This window comes from Rhodococcus sp. NPDC058505, from assembly GCF_042720095.1.
In the GTDB taxonomy this organism is placed as follows: domain Bacteria; phylum Actinomycetota; class Actinomycetes; order Mycobacteriales; family Mycobacteriaceae; genus Rhodococcus_G.
On record NZ_JBHXNB010000011.1, the window covers coordinates 44,279 to 59,648 of the forward strand.

15 protein-coding genes are annotated in these 15,370 nt (G+C 69.8%); 8 read left to right on the plus strand and 7 right to left on the minus strand.

The annotated features are described in order from the left end of the window. From cydB to ACFWPA_RS10850, 4 genes are all read left to right on the plus strand, one after another. Window positions 1-1,044, plus strand: a complete 1,044-nt coding sequence (cydB, locus tag ACFWPA_RS10835; protein ID WP_378570139.1) for a cytochrome d ubiquinol oxidase subunit II — start codon at window positions 1-3, stop codon at window positions 1,042-1,044. Further along, the gene (cydD, locus tag ACFWPA_RS10840; protein WP_378570140.1) at window positions 1,041-2,759 is read left to right on the plus strand and encodes a thiol reductant ABC exporter subunit CydD; all 1,719 of its coding nucleotides are present in this window, start codon (window positions 1,041-1,043) and stop codon (window positions 2,757-2,759) included. Before cydB ends, cydD begins: the two co-directional genes overlap by 4 nt. Further along, entirely contained in the window at window positions 2,756-4,468 is a 1,713-nt protein-coding gene (gene cydC / locus ACFWPA_RS10845; protein WP_378570141.1) for a thiol reductant ABC exporter subunit CydC, read from the plus strand. Before cydD ends, cydC begins: the two co-directional genes overlap by 4 nt. A gap of 90 nt (window positions 4,469-4,558) precedes the next feature. After that, window positions 4,559-5,776: a lipase family protein gene (locus ACFWPA_RS10850; RefSeq protein ID WP_378570142.1), complete on the plus strand. Its 1,218-nt coding sequence runs from the start codon at window positions 4,559-4,561 to the stop codon at window positions 5,774-5,776. 325 nt (window positions 5,777-6,101) lie between these two features. Here ACFWPA_RS10850 and ACFWPA_RS10855 read toward each other — a convergent pair whose 3' ends face one another. From ACFWPA_RS10855 to ACFWPA_RS10885, 7 genes are all read right to left on the minus strand, one after another. Further along, complete coding sequence (locus ACFWPA_RS10855) at window positions 6,102-7,142, minus strand: hypothetical protein (protein WP_378570143.1); 1,041 nt, start codon at window positions 7,140-7,142, stop codon at window positions 6,102-6,104. Window positions 7,143-7,330: 188 nt separating this feature from the next. Continuing rightward, entirely contained in the window at window positions 7,331-8,041 is a 711-nt protein-coding gene (locus tag ACFWPA_RS10860; RefSeq protein WP_378509077.1) for an FABP family protein, read from the minus strand. Between the two features lie 203 nt (window positions 8,042-8,244). Then, window positions 8,245-8,550 (minus strand): DUF1416 domain-containing protein, encoded by a 306-nt coding sequence (locus ACFWPA_RS10865; RefSeq protein ID WP_378509076.1) that lies wholly within the window; start codon window positions 8,548-8,550, stop codon window positions 8,245-8,247. A gap of 5 nt (window positions 8,551-8,555) precedes the next feature. Continuing rightward, complete coding sequence (locus ACFWPA_RS10870) at window positions 8,556-9,389, minus strand: sulfurtransferase (RefSeq protein WP_378509075.1); 834 nt, start codon at window positions 9,387-9,389, stop codon at window positions 8,556-8,558. Window positions 9,390-9,459: 70 nt separating this feature from the next. Continuing rightward, the gene (locus ACFWPA_RS10875) at window positions 9,460-9,951 is read right to left on the minus strand and encodes a DUF4395 domain-containing protein (RefSeq protein ID WP_378570144.1); all 492 of its coding nucleotides are present in this window, start codon (window positions 9,949-9,951) and stop codon (window positions 9,460-9,462) included. Between the two features lie 209 nt (window positions 9,952-10,160). Then, on the minus strand, window positions 10,161-10,640 hold the full coding sequence (locus ACFWPA_RS10880) for a thioredoxin family protein (RefSeq protein WP_378570145.1): 480 nt from the start codon (window positions 10,638-10,640) through the stop codon (window positions 10,161-10,163). Next, window positions 10,637-11,416: an LmeA family phospholipid-binding protein gene (locus tag ACFWPA_RS10885; protein WP_378509072.1), complete on the minus strand. Its 780-nt coding sequence runs from the start codon at window positions 11,414-11,416 to the stop codon at window positions 10,637-10,639. The genes ACFWPA_RS10880 and ACFWPA_RS10885 overlap by 4 nt, the downstream gene beginning before the upstream one ends. Window positions 11,417-11,600: 184 nt before the next feature. Between ACFWPA_RS10885 and ACFWPA_RS10890 the strand changes: the two genes are divergently transcribed. The 4 genes from ACFWPA_RS10890 to pstS all read left to right on the plus strand — a co-directional run bounded on the left by ACFWPA_RS10890 (window position 11,601) and on the right by pstS (window position 15,319). Then, window positions 11,601-12,368: a winged-helix domain-containing protein gene (locus ACFWPA_RS10890; protein WP_378570146.1), complete on the plus strand. Its 768-nt coding sequence runs from the start codon at window positions 11,601-11,603 to the stop codon at window positions 12,366-12,368. Next, window positions 12,369-13,283, plus strand: a complete 915-nt coding sequence (gene mshD / locus ACFWPA_RS10895; protein WP_378570147.1) for a mycothiol synthase — start codon at window positions 12,369-12,371, stop codon at window positions 13,281-13,283. A 2-nt stretch (window positions 13,284-13,285) separates the two neighbouring features. Further along, the gene (locus ACFWPA_RS10900) at window positions 13,286-14,011 is read left to right on the plus strand and encodes a lysophospholipid acyltransferase family protein (RefSeq protein WP_378509069.1); all 726 of its coding nucleotides are present in this window, start codon (window positions 13,286-13,288) and stop codon (window positions 14,009-14,011) included. Between the two features lie 183 nt (window positions 14,012-14,194). Further along, complete coding sequence (gene pstS / locus ACFWPA_RS10905) at window positions 14,195-15,319, plus strand: phosphate ABC transporter substrate-binding protein PstS (RefSeq protein WP_378570148.1); 1,125 nt, start codon at window positions 14,195-14,197, stop codon at window positions 15,317-15,319. The last annotated feature ends 51 nt before the right edge of the window (window positions 15,320-15,370 follow it).

Here is a 15,370-nt window from a genome sequence, read left to right on the forward strand (position 1 = left end):
ATGGGACTTCAGGAACTCTGGTTCATCCTGATCGCGGTGCTGTTCGTGGGGTACTTCGTGTTGGAGGGCTTCGACTTCGGCGTCGGGATGCTGATGCCGGTGCTCGGGCGCAGCAAGAACGGGTCCGCCGACAACGACACCCGTCGACGGGCCGTTCTCAACACGATCGGGCCCGTCTGGGACGGCAACGAGGTGTGGCTACTCACCGCAGGCGGCGCCATGTTCGCGGCCTTCCCCGAGTGGTACGCGACCCTGTTCTCCGGCTTCTACCTGCCACTGCTGCTCATCCTGGTCGCGCTGATTGTGCGGGTCTGCGCGATCGAGTACCGCGGGAAGATCGACGACGCAACGTGGCGGTCACGCTGGGACTGGGGCATCATCCTCGGCTCCTGGGTGCCTGCCGTGCTGTGGGGCGTCGCCTTCGCGAACATCGTCCGGGGGGTGGCGATCGATGAGAATCGACAGGTGGTGTCGGGCTTCTTCGACCTGCTCAACCCGTACGCGCTGCTCGGCGGGGCAACAACGGCGCTGGTGTTCGCGCTGCACGGTGCCGTGTTCATCGCACTGAAGACCGCCGACGAGGTACACGAGGACGCCGTCAAACTTGCGTCCCGACTGTCGATTCCGGCGGTCGTTGTCGCTGGCGCGTTCGTGCTGTGGACCCAACTCGCCTACGGGAAGGGCTGGACCTGGATCCTGGTCGGGATCGCGGCCGCGGCACTGCTCGGGGTGGTCGCGCTGACCGCGGCGGCGCGGGAGGGGTGGGCCTTCGTGCTTACCACCATCGCCGTGATCGCAACGGTGGTCCTGCTATTCGCGTCGCTGTACCCGAACGTGATGCCGTCGACGATCTCCGATGCGTACAGCCTGACGATCCACAATGCCTCGTCGAGTCCGTACACGCTGAAGGTGATGACGTGGGCGGCGGCGATCATGACCCCCGTGGTCCTGATCTACCAGGGCTGGACGTACTGGGTGTTCCGGCAGCGGATCTCCACCAAGCACATTCCGCCCTCGATCGGTCTGCCGATCAGGACCCGATGATCGGCGACGCACCGGCCGCGCCTGCAGCGGACACCGGCAGGCGCGGTCCCGTCGACCCCCGACTCTGGCGCTATTCGCGTTCGGCGCGTGGATATCTCGTCCTCTCCGTTGCGTTCTCGGTGGTGATTGCGGCCACCGTCATCGTGTCGGCGATCATGATCGGCACCGTGCTCGCCGGCGTGATCACCGACCCCGATGCCCGCACCGTCGGGCACTGGGCCGGGGAACTGGCGGTCCTCGCCGTCGCGGTCGCGGTGCGGGCGGTGGCGACCTGGCTGCAGGCCCGATACGCGCACCGGTCCGCGTCACGGGTGATCGGGGAACTGCGCGGCGAGGTCCTCGCCGCCGCGACCACCCTGCCCCCGCGTGACCTCGACCCGCGACGGGATGCCACCGCAACGGTCCTCACCCGCGGAATCGAGGGCCTGCGAGCGTATCTGACGGGCTACCTGCCCGCGTTGCTGCTCGCCGTCACGGTCACCCCGCTGACCCTGCTGGTCATCCTGTTCACCGACCTGACGTCCGCGGTGGTCGTGGTGATCACCCTGCCACTGATCCCGATCTTCATGATCCTGATCGGCCTGCTCACCAAGGGGAAGGCGGCGGCGGCGCTGCGGACGATGACCACCCTGTCCGCGCAACTGCTCGACCTGATCGCTGGACTACCGACGCTGCGCGCGCTGGGCAGGGAGGTCGGCACCGCGGACGAGGCGGGTGAACGCGGTCCGGCGGCGCGGGTGCGCGAACTCGGTGACGAGCACCGGCGCACCGCGATGGCATCGCTGCGGATCGCGTTCCTGTCGTCGATGGTGCTCGAACTGCTGGCGACCCTCAGCGTTGCCCTGATCGCCGTCAGCATCGGCCTGCGCCTGGTGTACGGCGACATGGCCCTGCGGGCCGGGGTGATCGCCCTCGTCCTCGCGCCGGAGGTCTACCTGCCGTTGCGCACGGTCGGTGCGCAGTTCCATGCGGCCGAGGACGGGATGGCCGCCGCGGACAAGGCATTCGGGGTGCTCGACGATCGGACTGAGGGCGTTGGCGGAACGTCGGCGGTACCGTCCGGCCCGGTCACGCTGCACGGCGTCGGGATGCGCAGTCGGTCCGGCTGGGCGCCACGAGCGGTCGACCTGGTGATCGCCCCCGGCCGGGTCACCGGCGTGACCGGACCGAACGGTGCAGGCAAGTCGACTGTGCTGCACGCGATCCTCGGGCTGTCCCGACCCGACGAGGGGCGGGTGCTGGTCGGCGGTACCGATGTGCGCGACCTGAACCCGGACGCGTGGTGGCGTTCGGTGGCGTGGCTTCCCCAGCATCCGGTGTTGATCCCGGGCACCCTCCGCGAGAACCTTGAGCTCACCGGACCCGTGACCGTCGACCCCGCACGGCTCGAAAGAGCCTGCGCCGAGACAGGATTCGACGCGGTTCTGCGCACACTGCCCGACGGCTGGAACACCATGGTCGGCGTCGGAGGTCTGGGCCTGTCCCTCGGGCAGCGACAGCGGCTGGCCCTGACCCGGGTGCTGGTGACCGACAGTCCGGTGATTCTGCTGGACGAGCCGACCGCACATCTCGACCCGGAGTCGGAACGCCGGGTGCTCGCCGCCGTCCGGAACCTCGCCGCGGCGGGCCGCGCCGTCCTGCTCGTCGGGCACCGACAGTCCGTGCTGGCCGCCGCGGACAGCGTCGTGCATGTCGAATCCGGGGTGCCCGCATGAGCCGGAACCCCCTGCGTCGAGCGCTGCCGCTGCTCGAACTCAGCCCGCGGCGGGTGCTGTACGCCGTCGCGGCCGGGGTCGCGACCCTGGGCAGCGCGTTGGCGCTCGCCGCACTGTCGGCGTGGCTCATCACCCGGGCCTGGCAGATGCCGCCGGTGCTCGATCTGACCGTCGCCGTCGTCGCGGTGCGGGCGTTGGGCATCTCGCGCGGGCTGTTCCGCTACCTGGAGCGGCTCGCCACCCACGACGCCGCCCTGCGCGGCACCGTCTCGGCGCGGGCGAACCTGTACCGCAGGCTCGCAACCGGTGACCCCGCAGCCCCCGCAGGTCTGCGAAGGGGAGATCTGCTGGCGCGCACCGGATCCGACATCGACGCACTGGGTGATGTGGTGATCCGCGCGTTGGTTCCGATCGCCGTGGCGCTGGTGCTGTCCGGTGCTGCGGTGGTCGGTCTGGCGCTGATCTCGCCGGCCGCGGCCGGGGTGCTGGCCGTCGCGCTCCTGGTGTCCGGCGTGCTCGCCCCGATGCTGGCGGCCCGGGCCTCCCGGATGGCCGAGACCGCTGGGGCGGAGGCCACCGCCCGGTACGCGGCGACCTCGGTGCTTGCCCTCGACCATGCGGCGGAACTGCGGGTCGCTGGGCGTCTGGACGGCGTCGTGACGCGCGCTGGCGGATACGATGCCGAGGCCGTCCGGGCCACGGACCGGGCGGCGGCACCGTCGGCATTCGCCGCGGCCGCGACCCCGCTCGCGATCGGTGCAACGGTCCTCGGCGCGCTGCTGATCGGCATCGTCGCCTACGGTCCCGACGGCGGCAGCCCGGGTGGGATGACACCAATGGCCCTCGGCATCCTGGTGCTGTTGCCGCTGTCCGCCTTCGAGGCGACCTCGACGCTGCCCGCCGCCGCGATCGCCCTGACCCGCGGCCGGGTTGCGGCCGCTCGGGTCATGGACCTCCTGGACCGCTCCGGCGACCACGTCCCGTCCGGCACCGTCGACCTGCGCGCACCCGTGCATCTGACGGCATCCGAACTGTGGTGCGGCTGGGATGGTTCCGCGGTGTCGGGGCCATTCGACCTGGACCTGGTTCCGGGGTCGCGCACCGCCGTCGTCGGGCCGTCCGGCGCGGGAAAGTCCACCCTGCTGATGACCCTCGCCGGACTGCTGCCGCCCGCGGCGGGCACCGTGCAGGCGAACGGCACCGACCTCCCGGGGGTCGACCAGCATGCGCTGCGTCGCGAGGTCGGCTACTTCGCCGAGGACGCCCACCTGTTCGACACCTCGCTGCTCGAGAACCTCCGGGTGGCGCGCGGTGATCTCGACGAGGGGGATGCGGCGGCGGTGCTCGACACGGTGGGATTGGGGGAGTGGGTGGCGTCGCTGCCGAGGGGCCTGCACACGACCCTGGAGGCGGGCGGCCGGTCGGTCTCGGGTGGGCAGCGGCGCCGAATCCTGCTTGCCAGGGCGCTGGTGTCGCCCGCCCGGGTCCTGCTCCTCGACGAACCGACCGAGCATCTCGACGCCAGGTCCGGTGAGCGCGTCCTGCGGGCCCTGCTCGACCGGGCCGGCGGGCTCGTCGACCCGGATCGCACCATTGTGGTGGTCACGCACCACCTGCCGCCGGGGACCTCTGCCGACCGTGTCGTCGAGGTCAACGGAGGCCGTTACCAAGTCGATACCGAATCCGACGAGGTCGAAACCAAGCGGTGACATGTTGGTCCGCTGAGGTGGTCCGGCCTGCTGGCATAGTGATCCGTCGGTATGCGCGGTCAACCGTCCATTCGACTCCGGGAGTTGTTGATGGGAACGTGGATTCGTAGGTCTATCGCCGGTATCGCGGTCGGTGTGCTCGCGGTGGCCACCGCAGTCACGGGCGCGGTGACCGCGTCCGCCCTTCCGGTGTACCCGGCGTCGGATCCGGACCCGTTCTTCACCGCGCCACCGGACGTCGCGAATCACCAGCCGGGTGATGTGCTCAAAATCCGCAAGATGCCGCCCAATCTGTATTTCCCCGGCAGCGAGGTGTGGGAATTACTGTTCCGCACAACGGATTCGCAGGGCAAACCGATCGCGGCCAACACGACGTTCCTGAAACCGCCGAACCACCAGCCGAACAGTCCACTGGTGTCGTATCAGCACATCATCAACGCGCTCGGGCACAAGTGCAAGATCGCCACCGAGCTGTACACCACCGACCCGCTGACCCAGATTCGCGAGGCCCCCGGGCTGAACATTGCCCTCGCCAGGGGGTGGGCGGTGGCACTGCCGGACCACCTCGGTCCCAGGATGGCGTACGGGGCGGCGAAGCTCGGCGGCCAGATCACGCTCGACGGGATCCGGGCGATCCAGCGAACGCCGGAACTTCAGGTGACCGACAGCCCCGTCGGACTCGGTGGCTACTCCGGTGGCGGCATGGCGACCAGCTGGGCGGCCGCGCTCGCCCCGACCTATGCACCCGAGCTGAACATCGTCGGCGCCGCCGAGGGCGGCGCGCCGATGAACCTCGGGAAGATGGCGACCGCGTTGGGGACCAATCCGCATCCGGCGTTCGGTCTCGCGATGGCGGCGGCGCTCGGGCTGGAGCGGGAATACCCGGAGCGGATGAACGTCACCGACCAGCTCAACGACACCGGGCGGTGGCTGCTGTCGATGATCGGGAACGGCTGCACCAACGAGATCATGTTCTGGGGGTTGGGACGGTCCGCGAACGAGATGACCGATAACCGGAACTTCCTCGACGACCCGGTGGCATGGCAGGTGATGGACGAGAACAGCCTCGAGCTGTACCCCGGGATCCCGAAGACCCCGATCTTCGAGTGGCACAGCCCCACCGACACCCTCGTCCCGGTGGACGCGATCGAGAACACGATGCGCCGCTACTGCGACGCCGGGGTGCCGGTGCAGACATTGCTGACGCCGAGCCCCGACCACCTGTCGGCCGCTGTCCTCGGCCTCCCGCAGGCCCTGGACTGGCTCGACGCCCGCTTCCGCGGAGTCCCGGCGCCATCCACCTGCTGACGCTCGTCCAACGAACAATTCCGTTGCCCCCGGTCGGGGGAGCGGCGTACGTTCGGCGGTACACGAGGAAGGAGGTGGTCTGAAGTTGAAGAACTACAGGACGCGTGAGGTGGCTGTCCGCTAGCCAACGACGCCGAGGGGGTTCCCAACCGCGCCCGCGGCGGGCGAATCCCAGCAGCCACCCGGCCCCCGAGCCCCCGGTCCGTCCGATCGGGAGTCCACGACGACAAGCGTCCATCGTGGAACACGGCTCGGGGGCGGTTCTGTGCGCTTCGCGCCTGTGCCGAGGGGCGGCTCCGCTGCGCTTCGCGCCTGTGCGCGAATTTCACCCCACCTGGGGTACGGATCGCGCACAGTTCGGGCACGGATGTGCGCCCCGCCATCCGTGCTCCTCAAGCATGACCCGGACCTCGGCGGCCGCCGTACAGGATTCGTCGTGAACCTCGTCCCACCCGTACACCAGCTGATCGGTACCAGCGAGCGTCGCGGCGTTGATGCGTCTCCGGTCCCGACGCCGGATCGTTCGGGTCCGGTGCCAGCGGTGACCGTCGAGCCGGACGATGAGGTCGCCACGGCCGAACCGGTACACGACGTCCTCGTACAGCGTCACTCCGTCCACCACGACCGGGCCCTGCCTGGTTCCGCGCGGCAGGCCGTGCGCGTCCTCGACATCGAGGGCGTAGTGGAACTCGAGGACGGACTGGATTCCATCCGCGATCATCACGCAGGCCGCCGCGATGGCCCGGTTGTAGCGTCGCGGCTTTCGCTCGATGATCCGTGTCTGCAGTCGGGCCAGGTTGATGCCCGCATTGGTGACGCTGGCGATCACCGACCCGTACGCCAGCTGCGCGGTCGGCATCGCGACCGCGAGGTCGAGTGCGGTGTCGGCGAGCGACGTCCGTGGCGGACACGTTGCCACCGCGATGTGGTTGAACGCCCGCGACCGGTGCACCGCGACCCCTGGATGCAGCTGGTCGCCGATCCGGGGCACCGGTTCGTGTTGGCGCGTCGGGCACGACACCTGCCTGGGGAGCTGGCCGACGGCCGAACGCCCGTACGGCACCGTGATGTGGACCTGTTCATCCGGTGTGACCGGCTGAAAGCCCCACTCCTCGGCGGCGGTGTCGTGGCTGAGGACAGCGGCGTCGCCACCGAACAGCAGCGCGGCCTGCAGCGTCATCGTCCGGGTCAGTGGTCCGGTGGTTGCCGCGTAGACGCCGAACAGCGGATTGGACCACTGGCCGGATTCGACGAGGTACTGCACGTGTTTGCGGGTATAGCCGTGGCGGCGGGCCTGCCGGGCCGACAGGAGGCCGTGCTGGGTGTCGAGGAGTCGTTGGAGCGAGGCGTCCGTTGGTGTGATCATGCGGCCAAGGGCACCGCGACGGCCCGACAGGTTCGACGACGAGACCCGGTTATCCACAGAAGGCTGTGGATAAGAATGCTCGCGGAACTGTGCGTGATGTGTACCCCGACAAGGGTGAAATTCGCGCACGGGCGCGGAGCGCGGCGGGGTGATCAGGCGCCAGCTCGACGGTGGCGGGGGAGCCGCCGTCAGCCGATGTAACGGGACAGCCGCGCCGACAGGTGCGGCTTGAGTTCACCGTCGGCGAGGATGCGTTCCTCGACGTAGGCGAGGTCCCCGCCCTCGACGATGCCGTACAGGCGCTTTGCGCCGCCGACCAGGGCGCCGTGCTTGCTGCGGATCACGACGTCGGTCGCCAGTTCCCAGCTGGACTGGGTCAGCGCGGTGCCGTAGTACAGCTCGACGACACCGGACGCGTGGGTCAGGAGCAGCTCGACGACCTCCTCGTCGACGCTGCCGGGGATCCCGTCGCCTGCGACCCGCCAGTATCCGCTTTCGCGAAGGCCGGGGCGGACGTAGTTCCCGTCGGAGTCCAGCACCCACGACCGGGATTCCCAGTGCAGGTAGTTGCCGCCGTCGTGCGAGACGACGATCTGCTGGCCGAACGGATAGTCGTCGCCGGTCTCGGGGTCGTGCCCCTCACCCTCGCCGCGCCACACCCCGACCAGCGGCAGGACCGCGAGCAGTTCCTCGTTCAGGTCCGGACCGAGCCGCAGGTTCGCGGTGTCCTCGGGCAGGGGGAGGCCGGGCAGGGTGGGTACGTTCAGTGCCGCGGTGTCCTTGGCGCGTTCGATCGCGTCGGCCACGGCCTGATCGCCGCTGCCGCGGCGTACCGTCGGAGCGGGCGACTCGTCCTGGGGATCGACGGCGCCGTCGGCGTCGTCGCCGGTCCGGCTCACGGCTTGTCGGTGACCAGTCGGTACACGACGTACAGCGAGAACCAGGTAATCAGAATGGCTGCGAGAACCAGCAGCACCTCGAAGAAGATGACCACGAGAACAGTTTAGACCGCCATCATTCGGGTGGTGACGGCGGGATGCCCCGCGGAACGAGGTCGGCCCCGCAGCCCGGGGACGGGGTGCGGGGCCGACACGATTCGTCCCTACTTGCTGACGGTGATGTCCACGTTGTGGATGCCGTTGGCCTCGGGGCTGATGGTGCTGTCGCCGTTGCCGGTGCTCGACAGGGCGCGGACGGTCCAGGTGCCGGGGGCGGCGAAGAACCGGAAGTCGCCGGTGCCCGACGCGACGACCTCGGCGGTGAATTCACCGGTGCCGTCGAGCAGCCGGACGAACGCGCCGCCGACGGGCTGCCCGTCCGAGGCGAGCACGCGGCCGGTGATCACGGTTTCCTTCGACGCGTCGACGCCGGCGGGCAGGGTCTGACCCTGAACAGGTGCTCCACACATATTGACTACGCTCCCAGTTCGATCGGTGCGCCGACGAGTGAGCCGTACTCGACCCAGCTGCCGTCGTAGTTCTTGACGTTCTGCTTGCCGAGGATCTCCTGCAGCACGAACCAGGTGTGGCTCGAGCGCTCGCCGATGCGGCAGTACGCGATGGTCTCGCGGCTGTCGTCGAAGCCCTTGTCGGCGTACAGCTTGGTGAGGTCCGCGTCGGACTTGAAGGTGCCGTCCTCGTTGGCGGTGGTGCTCCACGGGATGTTGATGGCGCCCGGGACGTGGCCACGCTGCTGCGCCTGCTCCTGCGGCAGGTGCGCAGGCGCGAGGATCTTGCCCGCGAACTCATCGGGGGAGCGGACGTCGACCAGGTTCTTCGCGCCGATCGCGTTGATCACCTCGTCGCGGAACGCGCGGATCGAGGTGTCGGCCTCCTCGGCCTTGTAGTCGGTTGCCGGGCGGACGACCTCGGCGCTGGACAGCGGACGGCCGTCGAGCTCCCACTTCTTGCGGCCGCCGTCAATCAGCTTGACGTCCTTGTGGCCGTAGATCTTGAAGTACCAGTACGCGTAGGCCGCGAACCAGTTGTTGTTGCCGCCGTAGAGGATGACGGTGTCGTCGTTGGCGACGCCCTTGGCGGACAGCAGTGCAGAGAACTTCTCCCGGTCGAGGAAGTCGCGACGGACCCCGTCCTGGAGGTCCTTGCGCCAGTCGAGGCGGATGGCGCCCTCGATGTGGCCGATGTCGTAGGCCGAGGTGTCTTCGTCGACCTCGATGAACACCGTCTTCGGCGCATCGAGGTTCTGCTCGGCCCAGTCGACAGAGACCAGAACGTCGGAGCGTGCCATGGGTTTCCTTTCGTACGTGACTTGCGTGGAACGGATGGGGTGACCGTGTCGCGGTCCGGGACCGGTGCGGCTACGAGACGATCGGGGCCTGCCTGCGGAACCGGGCGACCAGGGGGTAGATCTGGCAGCCGAGGCAGAAGCCGATGGCGGCATTGAGGAGCGCGGCGAACAGGGCGAACCCGGTGGCGACGGTGCCGAGCAGCGTCAGTCCGGTGAGGAACCCGACGACCCCGACCGTTGCGAAGACGCCGCCGACGAGCTGCGCGAACTTCAGCGGCGCGACCGGTTCGCGTTCGGTGACCGGGCCGAGGCGGGGGGCGACGGCCAGCGCGAACAGTCGGCCGTAGGGGCTGCGGCGCGGCCCGACGGCGGCGCCGACCGCGAAGACGGCCGCCTGAGCGGCGAGGAGCAGGCCCGCGGCGACGGGGGAGACGGCGGATACCACGAGCACGGCGACCAGCACCGCGGTGGTGACCCAGGCCGCGAATCGGGGGCCGCGGACGTCGACCTGTGCGTCGACGGCGGACCCGGTCGGGGTGGGGGTGGTGACGGGGGTTGGCATCGTGTTGCTCCTGCATTCATGCGACGTGGACGTGTGGTCCAGGGCAGGGAGTGTCGATCCGATCGGGGGGCTCGCGGCGCTCAGGCGGGGGCGGGCCGGGGGAACGTGCGGATCAACAGCAGGGACAGCAACAACCGCCGATGCGGCACAGATCGACTGCGCGGCGTCGGGTGAGCAGCAGCTCCTTGGCGGTGTGCACGTCGGCGAGCTTACCGGTTTTCGCTGGAATCTGAACCCTTCGGTTCGCACAGTGGGACCAGCGCGGCCTCCAGATCCGCCGCGGTCGGCACCCCTGACACCCGGAACCGCTGTTCGCCGGACCCGTCGAGGATGAACGTCGTCGGAAGGGACAGCACGCCGAGTTCACGTGCCAGGGCCGGGTGCTCGTCGATGTCGAGTTCGAGGTCGACGGGGCGGGGCGCATCGGGGGCGAGGCGCCCGTCGAGCGCGCCGAGGGTCTGGGCGACGACGCGGCGCACCGCCGCGCAGGGGCCGCACCAGTCGGCCGAGAAGTGCAGGACGGTCGGGCCTGCGGCGGGGACGCCGACCGCGGCGAGCAGGGCGGCGCGGGTGTCGGTTGGGTCGACGGCGGGGGTGGTCGCCCGGACCGTGCCCGACCGCGACCGCAGGATCAACGCGACCACCAACGCCGCGACCAGCACGACCGCCAGCACCACGATCCCGGTCACTGGGTCACCATCTCGTCCAGGTTGATCACCACGTTGTCGCCGGAACCCTCGATCGCGACCTGGGATCCCTCCGCGTAGACCTTGGTCGGGCGCACCCCGAACGGCAGCTTCTCGACGTCGATCTGCCGGGTGAACAGCCCGAGTACGGCGGGCTTGAGCGGTGCGGGAACGGTGAAGTCGGCCTGCCCCTCCGGGCCGAAGTACAGGTCGGTGGCGACGATCGTGACGTTCTCGCCGTCGAGGACGAGGTCGGCGGTCACGCTGACGGTCGCACGCACCGGGCCCACCGGCACGGTTCCGGTGAGCACGATGCCCCCGCCGGTGCTCATGCCGGACCCGCCCGACCCGCCGGTGCCGTCGGATCGATCGGCGGGCGGAGCGGACACCTCGAGGTCCGGGATGCCCAGGTAGGCGCCGAGGCTGGTTGCCTCAATCTTGACCCGTCCGTCGAGGCGCTCGACCGGGACGGTACCCACCGAACCGCCGAGCAGGTCCGACGCCGGGATCTGCACCCCGTGCAGGTCCGCCTCGATCGAGACGTCCCCGAGTTCGGCGCTCGGCACCCCCCGCGCCCGGACCTCGACATGCCGGTAGCGGCCGTCCGCGACCTGCGCCAGGAACGGGAATCCGGTGATCGTCACGTCGGGGTCCGAGTTCAGGCCCGCCCCGGCCCGCAGGCTCCGGGACACCCGGTACTCCGAGTACGCGGCCGCGCCGAAGTCCACGACAACGACCAGCGCCAGCAGGCACGCGACGGTGAGTATCAGTTTCCGCACCCTGACATTGTGACCGACCGGGGTGACCCGGCCGCAGGCCGCGGGCAGGTAGCGGTGGGTGTGTTCTGGGACGCGCTAGTCTGTACCGCGTACTTGACGTCACGTCCGGTGTCAGCGTCGCCCCCGGCTCGGAACGTTACTGTCGGCCGTGCTCCGGCACGCAAAGCGGCAAGAAGGGGAGGCTGTGGAGCTGCTCCTGCTGACCTCCGACCCCAATCCCGAGTCGGTGCTGCCCTCCCTCGCGTTGCTGGCGCACACCGTCCGCCCCGCACCGACCGAGGTCTCGTCCCTGCTCGACGCCGGATCCGCGGACGTCGCGCTGGTCGACGCCAGGACGGATCTCGCCTCGGCGCGCGGACTGTGCCGGTTGCTCGGCAGCACCGGGTCGGCGATTCCCGTCGTTGCGGTGCTCACCGAGGGCGGACTCGTCGCGGTGAACTCCGACTGGGGTCTCGACGACATTCTCCTCCCTGGGACCGGCCCGGCCGAACTCGATGCCCGGCTGCGGTTGCTCGTCGGTCGCAGCGGCGGTGACGCGAGCCAGGAGGCGTCGGGGAAGATCACCCTCGGTGAGCTGACGATCGACGAGGGCACCTACACGGCCCGGCTGCGGGGCAGGCCACTCGACCTGACCTACAAGGAATTCGAACTGCTCAAGTACCTCGCGCAGCACGCGGGCCGGGTGTTCACCCGAGCGCAGCTGCTGCAGGAGGTGTGGGGGTACGACTTCTTCGGCGGCACCCGGACCGTGGACGTGCACGTGCGGCGGCTGCGCGCGAAGCTCGGCCCGGAGTACGAGTCGCTGATCGGCACCGTTCGCAACGTCGGCTACAAGGCGGTCCGGCCGACCAGGAAGGCGGGCGCCGGTGCGGCCCGTCCCGACGACGAGGACGACCTCGGTGACGATCCCGACGACAGCGAGCTCAGCACGACGAACGGGTCGGTTCGATAGATGACAGACGAGGCGCCGCGCGGATTCGACCACCTGGATTCGCTGCAGGAGAAGCAGATACGCGGCCTGATCGACCGGGCGGCCGGGGTGGACGGCACCGAGCCGGTCTCCGAGCAGGCCGTGCACCGGCTGTCCGGGCGATCGGACACCGAGCACCTGCTGTGGACCGCCGACGGCGCGGTCGTCGGGTACGCGGGCGTGGAACCCGCCCACGGTGAGCATCCCGCGATGGTGGAGGCCGTGGTGGATCCCGGTCACCGCGGGCGCGGCATCGGTCGGGCGCTGGTGTCCGCGGCCCTGCGCCGTGGCGGCCCCGGCGCCCGGGTCTGGGCGCACGGGGACCTGCCCGCCGCCCGTGCGGTGGCCAGCCGGCTCGGGTTGACCCCGGCGCGTGAGCTGCTGCAGCTGCGTCGGCGGCTCGACACGCCGCCGCTGCCGGACGTCCCGGTCCCCGACGGGGTCACCCTGCGCACCTATGCCGGACCCGGGGACGATGCGGGGCTGCTGCGCGTCAACGCGGCCGCGTTCGACTGGCACCCGGAGCAGGGCTCCTGGACGCAGCGGGAGATCGACGAGCGGGTCGCCGAACCCTGGTTCGATCCGGCCGGACTGTTCGTCGCCGCGGACTCCGTGACGGGCGAGATGCTCGGCTTCCACTGGACGAAGGTGCACGACGCGTCGGGTGCCGACCCGGCGATCGGGGAGGTCTACGTCGTCGCGATCGCGCCGTCCGCGCAGGGACGCGGGCTCGGCCGCCTGCTGACGGTCGCGGGTCTGCGATACCTGCGGGACCGGGGCCTCGGCTCGGTGCTCCTCTACACCGAGGCGGACAACACGTCGGCGCTGCACACGTACGACCGGCTCGCCTTCGAGCGGTTCCACGTCGACGTCGCATACGCAGGGTACGAAGGGTAAGCATGTTCTATTGGCTGTTGAAGTACGTGTTCGTCGGTCCGTTCATCCGGCTGTACAACCGTCCCAAGGTCGAGGGGCTGGAGAACATCCCGACCTCCGGGCCCGCGATTCTCGCGGGTAACCACCTGTCGATCGCGGACTGGCTGTTCGCCCCGCTGTCCTCCCCGCGGCGGATCACCTACCTGGCGAAGAGCGAATACTTCACCACCCCCGGCTTCCGGGGTGCGCTGCAGAAGGCGTTCTACGCGGGGGCAGGCCAGGTGCCGATCGACCGCAGCGGCGCGAACGCCGCGAACGCCGCGCTGGACACCGCCCGCCGCCTGCTCGACGAGGGCAAGCTGGTCGGCCTGTTCCCGGAGGGCACCCGCTCGCCCGACGGCAGGCTCTACAAGGGCAAGACGGGTGCCGCGCGGCTCGCGTTGGCCACCGGGATCCCGGTGATCCCGGTCGCGGTGGTCGGCACCGACGAGATCTGCCCGCCCGGGCCGTTCCGCTGGCGTCGGAAGCGGGTGCAGGTCACGTACGGCGCGCCGCTGGACTTCTCCCGCTTCGAGGGGATGGCGGGCAATCGGTGGGTTGAGCGGACCGTCACCGACGAGATCATGTACGAGCTGATGCGCATGTCCGGGCAGGAGTATGTCGACGTGTATGCCGCGTCGCTGAAGAATGCCTCCGCGGACGCCGACGTCGTCCGCGACTTCCGTACCCCGGAGTCCAAGGCGGGCTGACCCGAACTGTGCGTGATGTGCACCACCACTGGGGTGCAGATCACGCACCGGCGGCGACGCCATCAGCAGCTGTTCACCTTCCGTTCATCTCCTCGGGACCGGCTGTCCACCCCCCGCCCCTACCTTTCAACGGCAGGGCGGCGCGGTGCTGCCCGACTGACGAGTCTCCCGGAGGGATCCAGCGTGAACTTCAAGCGCAATGCTGCCGTGCTCGGTGTGGCTGCGGTCGGGGCGATGACCCTGGTCGCGTGCGGCAGCGACGACAACTCGTCGTCGTCCGGCACCACGGTCAACAGCGCCGCATCGAATGCGACCTGCGAGGGCAAGGAATCGCTGTCCGCGGCCGGGTCGTCCGCGCAGAAGAACGCGATGGACGAGTTCGTCGCCACCTACATCGCGGTGTGCCGGGACAAGGGCAAGGACGTCAAGGTCGCCTACAACCCGACCGGCTCCGGTGACGGCCGCACCCAGTTCATCGCGGAGCAGATCGACTTCGCCGGCTCCGACTCGGCGATCAAGGGCGATCAGGCCGCCGCAGCGAAGGACCGCTGCGCGGGCGGCGACGCGTGGAACCTGCCGCTGGTGTTCGGGCCGGTCGCGATCGCGTACAACCTGGATGGCGTGACGGACCTGACGCTGAGCGGTGAGGTGCTCGCGAAGATCTTCAGCGGCGCGATCACCAACTGGAACGACCCGGCGATCGCGGCACTCAACGCCGACGCCGCCCTGCCGGACCAGAAGATCACCCCGATCGTGCGGTCGGATTCCTCCGGCACCACCGACAACTTCCAGCAGTACCTGACCGCCGCCTCGAACGGCGTCTGGACCAAGGGCGCCGGGTCCGACTTCGTCGGCGGCGTCGGTGAGGGCGCGAAGGGGTCGGCTGGCGTGTCCCAGGCCGTCGCCGGGTCGTCGGGGTCGATCACCTACGTCGAGAAGTCCTTCGCCGACCAGAACAAGCTGGCCATGGCGAAGATCGACTCCGGCGCCGGTGCGGTCGAGCTGACCGAGGCGTCCGCGGGCAAGGCCATCGAGGGCGCGACCTTCAAGGCCGAGGGTGTCGGCGACCTGACCCTGGACCTGAACTCGATCTACGGGACCACCGAGGCCGGGGCGTACCCGATCGTTCTCGCCACCTACTCGATCGTATGCTCCACCGGGTACGACGCGGACACCTCGGCCGCGGTCAAGTCGTTCCTCACGAGCGCCGCGAACGAGGGGCAGGCGAATCTGGCGGAGCAGGGTTACGTGCCGCTGCCCGGCACGGTGCAGGACAAGCTGAACGCGTCGATCGCCGCGATCGCCTGAGTGCGGTCCACCGCCGCACCGCTCTATATTCGGACCTAGCAGATTGCGAGC

Coding starts and splice junctions, on each gene's coding strand:
- cydB (WP_378570139.1), top strand. CDS start 1: ATGGGACTTCAGGAACTCTGGTTCATCCTGATCGCGGTGCTGTTCGTG.
- cydD (WP_378570140.1), top strand. CDS start 1,041: ATGATCGGCGACGCACCGGCCGCGCCTGCAGCGGACACCGGCAGGCGC.
- cydC (WP_378570141.1), top strand. CDS start 2,756: ATGAGCCGGAACCCCCTGCGTCGAGCGCTGCCGCTGCTCGAACTCAGC.
- ACFWPA_RS10850 (WP_378570142.1), top strand. CDS start 4,559: ATGGGAACGTGGATTCGTAGGTCTATCGCCGGTATCGCGGTCGGTGTG.
- ACFWPA_RS10855 (WP_378570143.1), bottom strand. CDS start 7,142: ATGATCACACCAACGGACGCCTCGCTCCAACGACTCCTCGACACCCAG.
- ACFWPA_RS10865 (WP_378509076.1), bottom strand. CDS start 8,550: ATGTGTGGAGCACCTGTTCAGGGTCAGACCCTGCCCGCCGGCGTCGAC.
- ACFWPA_RS10870 (WP_378509075.1), bottom strand. CDS start 9,389: ATGGCACGCTCCGACGTTCTGGTCTCTGTCGACTGGGCCGAGCAGAAC.
- ACFWPA_RS10875 (WP_378570144.1), bottom strand. CDS start 9,951: ATGCCAACCCCCGTCACCACCCCCACCCCGACCGGGTCCGCCGTCGAC.
- mshD (WP_378570147.1), top strand. CDS start 12,369: ATGACAGACGAGGCGCCGCGCGGATTCGACCACCTGGATTCGCTGCAG.
- ACFWPA_RS10900 (WP_378509069.1), top strand. CDS start 13,286: ATGTTCTATTGGCTGTTGAAGTACGTGTTCGTCGGTCCGTTCATCCGG.